Consider the following 7,013-nt stretch of genomic DNA (forward strand, 5'->3'; position numbering starts at 1 on the left):
CGACAGCACGGCGAGCGCGGCGACCACGCCGAGCCCGGCGATTCCAATGACAACGGCCTTTGCTCCTGCAGTATTTGCCATGGCCCCATGATCCTCCTCCCCGTCTCCGGCCTGTCCGGCGGGGGCCGGTGCGGCCGGCGCGCCCGCAGACGGCCCGTCGGTACGGTGCCGGCCCGCTGTCGGTACGCTGTCGGCCTGCTGTCGGCCTGCTGTCGGTGCCCCCTGACACTGTTGACGGCATGACGCGACAGACGACAACCACCAAGGGCGGCAACGCCGTCGAGGTGCGCGGTCTGGTCAAGCACTTCGGCGAGGTGAAGGCCGTCGACGGTGTGGACCTGGACGTGCGGGAAGGCACCGTGCTCGGCGTGCTCGGCCCCAACGGCGCCGGCAAGACGACCCTCGTACGGTGCCTGTCCACCCTCCTGGTGCCGGACGCCGGCCGCGCCGTGGTGGCCGGCTTCGACGTGGTGCGCCAGCCCCGCGCGCTGCGCCGCACGATCGGCCTGACCGGCCAGTACGCCTCGGTCGACGAGAAGCTCTCCGGCTGGGAGAACCTCTACATGATCGGGCGGCTGCTCGATCTGTCCCGCAAGGACGCCCGCAGGCGCGCCGACGAGCTGCTGGAGCGGTTCTCCCTCACCGAGGCCGCCAGGCGCCCCGCCGCGAAGTACTCCGGCGGCATGCGCCGCCGCCTGGACCTGGCCGCCTCGATGATCGGCCGCCCCGCGGTGCTCTATCTGGACGAGCCGACGACCGGGCTCGATCCCCGCACCCGTAACGAGGTGTGGGAGGAGGTCCGGCGGATGGTGTCCGACGGCGCGACGGTGCTGCTCACCACCCAGTACATGGAAGAGGCCGAGCAGCTGGCCGATGAGCTGACGGTGATCGACCGCGGCCGGGTGATCGCCGAGGGCCGGGTCGACGAACTCAAGGCCAAGACCGGCGGTCGGACGCTGCAGATCCGGCCTGCCGTGCCCGGCGACCTGGACCGGATGGCGGACGCCATCGCCCAGGCCGGTCTCGACGGCATCGCGGGGGCGACGGCTGACCACGACGGGGGTGTGGTCAACGTCCCGATCATCAGCGACGAGCAGCTGACCGCGGTGGTCGGGGTGCTCGGGCAGCGCGGCTTCGCGCTCTCCGGGATATCGACCCATCTGCCCAGCCTGGACGAGGTGTTCCTGGCCATCACGGGCCAGAAGACCTCGGAGAGCACGGACTCCGGCGAGGTGCCGGACCAGAGTTTTGCGGAGGTGTCGGCATGAGTGCCGCGACAGTGACGGCGCCGGCTGTGAAGCCGGGCTCCGACGACGGACGGATCGGCCTGCGCGCCAATCTGCGGCACATCGGCGCGCTGGCGCGGCGCAACGCCCTGCAGATCAAGCAGGACCCGCAGTCGATGATGGACGTTCTACTGGCGCCCGTCATCTTCATCCTGCTGTTCGTCTACGTCTTCGGCGGCGCGATCTTCGGCAAGGGCCACCAGGACCTCTCCGTCCAGTACATGGTGCCCGGCATCATGGCGATGATGGGCATGAACATCGCCATGGCGGTGGGCAGCGGCGTCAACGAGGACTTCCGCAAGGGGGTCATGGACCGCTTCCGGACCATGCCGATAGCCCGGTCGTCGGTCCTGATAGCCAAGATCGTCGTCGAGATCGGCCGGATGCTGATCGCCACCGCGATCCTGCTCGGCATGGGCTTCGTGCTGGGCCTGGAGATCAAGGGCGGCGTCCTCGCCCTGCTCGGCGCGGTCGCGCTCGCCACGGCCTTCGGCGCCGCCCTGATGTGGATCTTCATCCTGCTGGGGCTGAGCGTGCAGACCCCGCAGGCGGTGCAGGGCATGGCGATGCTGGTGCTGATGCCGCTGCAGTTCGGCTCGTCGATCTTCGCCCCGCCGGCCTCGATGCCGGGCTGGCTGGAGGGCTTCACCAAGGTCAATCCGCTCTCCAACCTGGCGGACGCCTCCCGGGCCCTGGTCAACGGCCAGGGTGCGGTGGCGCACCCGGTACTGATCACCCTCGGCTGGACGGTCGTCATCACGGCCGTCACCATGCCGCTCGCGGTCGCCAAGTTCCGTAAGAAGACATGACGTTGCGCGAGAAAGCCTGACGTTCCGCGAGAAGAGCCTGACGCGGGTCCCGCAGGGGACTTCCCTGCGGGACGGCCTTTCGCCCGGCTCGCGTCAGACGAGGGCGGTGGCCTCCTCCAGAGAGAGGCCACCGCCTTCGGCGTACGCCCGCTCGTACGCCGTGTCGCCCAGCAGCGCCCGCGCCGCCTCCTCCGTGCGTCTGCGGTCCTCGCGCACGAGCTGCGGCGGCATGTGCGAGGACGACCTCAGTGCGTCGTATGCCCCCACCAGGCGGGCCGCGTCCGCGCCGCCGCGCTCGCCGCGGACGGCCATCAACACCCTCGCCCCGGTGAGCAGTTGCATCACCGCCAGGTCCGGAGCGATGATCTGCGCCAGCTGGTCCTGCATCAGCGCCAGCGCCGCCCGGAACCTCGGCAGCAGGTCCCCGCCGCGGCCCTCGTCGGCATCGAGCGAGACCAGCGCCGCCTCCAGGACCCCCAGGAACACCTCCGGGGCACGCGAGCCGAACAGCTCGCGCACCGCCTCCAGTTCCGCGCGGGCCTCCGCCGTGCGCCGCTGGGCGGCCAGGTGCATCGCCAGCGTCATCCGCGCGAACGGCACCGCGTCGCGGCCGCCGCTGACCTCCTTGCCCTGCGCTATCACCTCGCGCAGCAGCCGCTCCCCCGCCTCCTCCTGGCCGTCCTCGAGCAGTACGCCGCCGAGCCGGCCGCGCAGCAGCATCGTCTGGCCGTGCGCGCCCAGGTCCTCGGCGTGCACCATCGCCGCCCGGTAGTCCTTCGCCGCCGGCGCGTACTCACCGCGCTTCTCCCAGGACTCGCCGCGCCCGGACAGCGCCTCGGCGGCGCCCCAGGCATCGCCGATCCGGAGGAAGATCCGCAGCGCCTCGTCGGCGTCCGCCAACGCCCCTTCCAGGCTGCCGGGCCGGTCGTTGAGGATCTTGGAGCGCAGCTGCAGGACGTAGGCGAGCTCCCACTCGTAACCCAGGTCGCGGCAGGCGCGCACCGCACCGTCGATCCGCTCCGCCAGCTCCTCGACCCGGCCGGTGATCAGTACCGCGTAGTACCACAGGACGCCCGGCATCCGGCAGGTCTGCGGCATCCCGCTGCGGTAGGCGTCGATGATCGCCGCCAGCTCCTCCTGCATCTCCGGTCTGCGCAGCGACTCGATGTCGCTGTCCAGGCAGGACAGCGCCACCAGCCGGACCCCGCGGCGGGCCTCGACGAGCTGCTCGGGGTCCATCGGCGGCGGTTTGTCGATGGACCGCTCGAAGAGGTCGGGGGCGGCGGCGACCGGTGCGGTGAAGGGGTTGGGGCCGAGCGTGCCGGCCGCCCCCGCCCAGTGGCGGGCGTCGCTGAGGTGGTCGCGCAGCAGCCAGAACCAGTGCAGGGACAGGACCAGGCACAGCGCCTCGTGTTCGTCGCGGGCGGCCACGGCGCGGCGCAGCGCGGTGCGCAGGTTGTCGTGCTCGAGCTCCAGACGGTCCATCGCGGTGCGCTGGCCGGGGCCGCGCAGCAACGGGTCGGTGGTACGGGCCAGTTCGCGGTAGGCGACCAGATGGCGGCGCTCGGTCCGGGCCCGTTCACCGGCCTCGTCCAGCCGCTCGCCGGCGTACTCCCCCACCGTCTCCAGCAGCCGGTAGCGCATCGCCCCGTCGGGCGCGGGCGCGGCCACCACCAGCGATTTGTCGATCAGCGAGCCGAGCAGTGCGGCGACATCGCGGCCGTCGACGCCCTCGCCCGCGCAGACCTCTTCGGCGGCGGCCAGGTCGCAGCCGCCGGCGAAGACGGACAGCCGGCGCAGCACCGCGCGTTCGGGCTCGCCGGTCAGCTCCCAGGACCAGTCCACGACGGCGCGCAGGGTCTGCTGGCGGGGCAGGAGCGTACGGCTGCCGCTGGTCAGCAGCCGGAAGCGGTCGTCGAGGCGGTCGGCGATCCCCCGCGGGGAGAGCAGCCGCAGCCGGGCGGCGGCGAGTTCGATGGCCAGCGGCAGTCCGTCCAGGCGGCGGCAGATCTCGGCGCAGGCCGCTGCGGTGTCCTCGTCGGCCTCGATCCGGAAGCCGGGCCGGACGGCGGCCCCGCGATCGGCGAGGAGGCGCAGCGCCACCGGGTCGGGCAGCGGCTCGACGGGCCGCAGCACCTCGCCCGGTACGGCCAGCGGTTCGCGGCTGGTGGCCAGCACCGTGACGCCGGGGCATTCGGCCAGCAGCCGCTCGGCGAGCTCGGCGGCGGCGCCGATCACATGCTCGCAGTTGTCGAGGACGAGCAGCATCCGGCGGCCTGCGCACTGCTCGGCGAGGCGGGCGAGCGGGTCCAGCGCGGTGGGGTCGCCGGCCGCGCGCAGCCCGTCGGCGGCGGTGCCGCGCACCACGGTCTCGCGGGCGCCGAGGGCGGTGAGCACCGCCTCGGGGACGGTCGCCGGGTCGTCGAGGGGGGCCAGCTCCGCCAGCCATACGCCGTGCGGCCAGGCGTCCGGCGCGGCGGCCGCGGCGCTCTCGGCGCCCTCCTGCGACAGCCGGGTCTTGCCGGCGCCGCCCGGCCCCAGCAGGGTCACCAGGCGGTGGGCGGCCAGGTCGTCGCGGAGGGCCGCGATATCGGCGTCGCGGCCGACGAAGGAGGTGAGGCGGGCGCGGAGATTGCCGGGGCGGCGACCGGCGCGCTCGGAACCAGCAGGCCACTCAGCGCAACCCACTTCGGCTCCTGCCCCGGGCTGCCACGGTGCGGGACCCCGCTGCGGGCTCAGCAGCTCGGCGTGCAGGGCGCGCAGCTCGGGGCCGGGGTCGGTGCCCAGGCGGTCGTCGAGGCCGGTGCGTATGCCCTCGTACGCGGCGAGCGCCTCGGCGCTGCGGCCGGCGGCCCGCAGGGCGCGCAGCCGCAGGGCCTGGAGGGGCTCGTCCAGGGGGTGGTCCTGGCAGAGCGCGGTCAGGGTGGGCAGCGCCCGGTCCGGCCGGCCCAGGGCGAGGTCGGCGGCGAGGCGGCTGCGCCGGGCGTCCAGGCGGCGGCTCTCGGCGCGGGCCGCCTCGGGGCCCGCATCGGGCAGATCGTCGAGCGCCGGGCCGCGCCAGAGCGCCAGCGCCTCGTCGAGCAGGGCGGCGGCGCGGGCCGGGTCGGCCTCGTCGAGCGCCCGGCCGCCCTCCGTGGCGAGCCGCTCGAAACGGTGCAGATCGACGTCGTCGGGCCCGGCGCACAGGCGGTAGCCGCCGTCGACGGAGGCGATGGCGGCGTGGCCGAGGGCCCGGCGCAGCCGGCCGACCAGCGCCTGGAGGGCACCGGCCGCGTCGGCCGGCGGTGCCGCGCCCCAGACCTCGTCGATCAGGACGTCCGGGGACAGCGCCCGGCCGGGGCGCAGCGCGAGGGCGGCGAGCAGGGCGCGCAGCCGTGCGCCACCGAGGGCGACGGGGGTTCCGTCGGCCCGGGCGGCCTGCGTGGTGCCGAGAATTCCGTAGCGCACCGGGACATTGTCGTGCACGGACGCGTTGCCCGGGGCCCGGACGGGCAGGGCGCCCCGCGGCGCCTCGAGCGGGGCAGGGGCCGTTGCCGGTTGCTGCCGGTTGCTCACAGTGGTCGCGGGGACCGTGCGGAAACAGCCGTGCGGCGGTTACGGTCATGGCTGCGCACCACGACATCCGGGGAGAGCTCGACACCATGGCCACAGCTATTCAGCGCGCCGACCGCCGCATCAGCCCGGTCTTCCTCGCGCTCGTCGCCGTCATGGCGGTATCGGGATGGGCGGTCTTCAGCCAGACCATCGCGGCCAGCACCGGCTTCGCGGTCTTCTTGTTCGTGGTGTCCGGCTGGGTGGTGTCGCTGTGCCTGCACGAGTACGCGCACGCCCGTACGGCGCTGCACGGCGGCGACATCTCGGTGGGCGCGAAGGGCTATCTGACGCTGAACCCGCTGAAGTACACCCACGCCCTGCTGAGCATCGTGCTGCCGGTGATCTTTGTGATCATGGGCGGGATCGGACTGCCGGGCGGCGCGGTGTTCATCGAGCGGGGCCGCATCCGGGGCCGCTGGCGGCACAGCCTGATCTCGGCGGCCGGCCCGCTGACCAACGTCCTCTTCGCGGTGGTGTGCACCGCACCGTTCTGGCTGCACGCGCTGGACGGTGTGCCGGACCCGTTCCGCTACGCCCTGGCGTTCCTGGCGCTGCTCCAGGTCACCGCGGCGATCTTGAACTTCCTGCCGGTGCCGGGGCTGGACGGCTACGGCGTGATCGAGCCGTGGCTGTCGCTGAAGATCCGGCGGCAGGTGGAGCCGTTCGCGCCGTTCGGGCTGCTGGCGGTGTTCGGGCTGCTGTGGGTGCCGGAGATCAACCAGGTGTTCTTCCACCTGGTCGGCACGGTCCTGCATGCCCTGGGCGTGACGACCTGGGACGCGGGCATGGGCCAGGAGTACTTCCGGTTCTGGCAGGGCGAGCCGCAGGTGCAGCCGGCCGGCGGCGTGGCGTAGCGCGCAGCCGGCCTCAGCCGGCCGCGGCCTCGCGCTCCAGCTTCGCCTTGCGCAGGTAGAACCACGCCATGTTGCTGGAGATACCGGCCATCAGAACCCAGACGATGCCGACGAAGCTGCCGTTCACGAAGGACACGACGGCCGCGGCGACGGCAAGGACACACAGGGCGAGGGCCAGCAGGGCGAGGCGGGGCATGAGGTCGGCTCCTGGGTGATGCGGGCGGGGGTCGTACCGTGCCTAGTGTCCCCCATGTTGTCGGCTTTCCCGCCGTAGGGGTGTTTCGCCGTTGCGCCCGTCCGCTGCGCTTTGCCTGGGCCGTACTTTTTTGTCTGCGGCGCCGCGGTGTCTTCTCACCGTTGCGCCTGCGGCGGGCCCGTCCGCTGCGCTTTGCCTGGGCCGACGTGTCGGGCTTTCCCACCGTTGCGCCTGCGGCGGGCTGGTTGCCGCTGCGCGGGGCTGTCCGGCAGCG

Annotated in this window: 5 protein-coding genes; 3 read left to right on the forward strand and 2 right to left on the reverse strand. The window is 73.3% G+C overall.

The window, feature by feature from the left end; all coding sequences use genetic code 11:
* Positions 1-239 precede the first annotated feature (239 nt).
* Positions 240-1,268: an ATP-binding cassette domain-containing protein gene (locus ADL29_RS36375; protein WP_053927787.1), complete on the forward strand. Its 1,029-nt coding sequence runs from the start codon at positions 240-242 to the stop codon at positions 1,266-1,268.
* Positions 1,265-2,095: an ABC transporter permease gene (locus ADL29_RS36380; RefSeq protein WP_053927788.1), complete on the forward strand. Its 831-nt coding sequence runs from the start codon at positions 1,265-1,267 to the stop codon at positions 2,093-2,095. Before ADL29_RS36375 ends, ADL29_RS36380 begins: the two co-directional genes overlap by 4 nt.
* 93 nt (positions 2,096-2,188) lie before the next feature.
* Here the strand turns inward: ADL29_RS36380 and ADL29_RS36385 are convergent, their stop codons facing one another.
* Complete coding sequence (locus ADL29_RS36385; RefSeq protein WP_053927790.1) at positions 2,189-5,542, reverse strand: AfsR/SARP family transcriptional regulator; 3,354 nt, start codon at positions 5,540-5,542, stop codon at positions 2,189-2,191.
* 194 nt (positions 5,543-5,736) lie between these two features.
* Here ADL29_RS36385 and ADL29_RS36390 point away from each other — a divergent pair, with 194 nt between their 5' ends.
* Positions 5,737-6,543: a site-2 protease family protein gene (locus ADL29_RS36390; RefSeq protein WP_053927791.1), complete on the forward strand. Its 807-nt coding sequence runs from the start codon at positions 5,737-5,739 to the stop codon at positions 6,541-6,543.
* 13 nt (positions 6,544-6,556) lie between these two features.
* Here the strand turns inward: ADL29_RS36390 and ADL29_RS36395 are convergent, their stop codons facing one another.
* Positions 6,557-6,739 (reverse strand): hypothetical protein, encoded by a 183-nt coding sequence (locus ADL29_RS36395; RefSeq protein ID WP_053927789.1) that lies wholly within the window; start codon positions 6,737-6,739, stop codon positions 6,557-6,559.
* Positions 6,740-7,013 lie beyond the last annotated feature (274 nt).

Origin of the sequence: Streptomyces chattanoogensis, from assembly GCF_001294335.1 — a bacterium.
GTDB classification, from domain to species: Bacteria; Actinomycetota; Actinomycetes; order Streptomycetales; family Streptomycetaceae; genus Streptomyces; species Streptomyces chattanoogensis.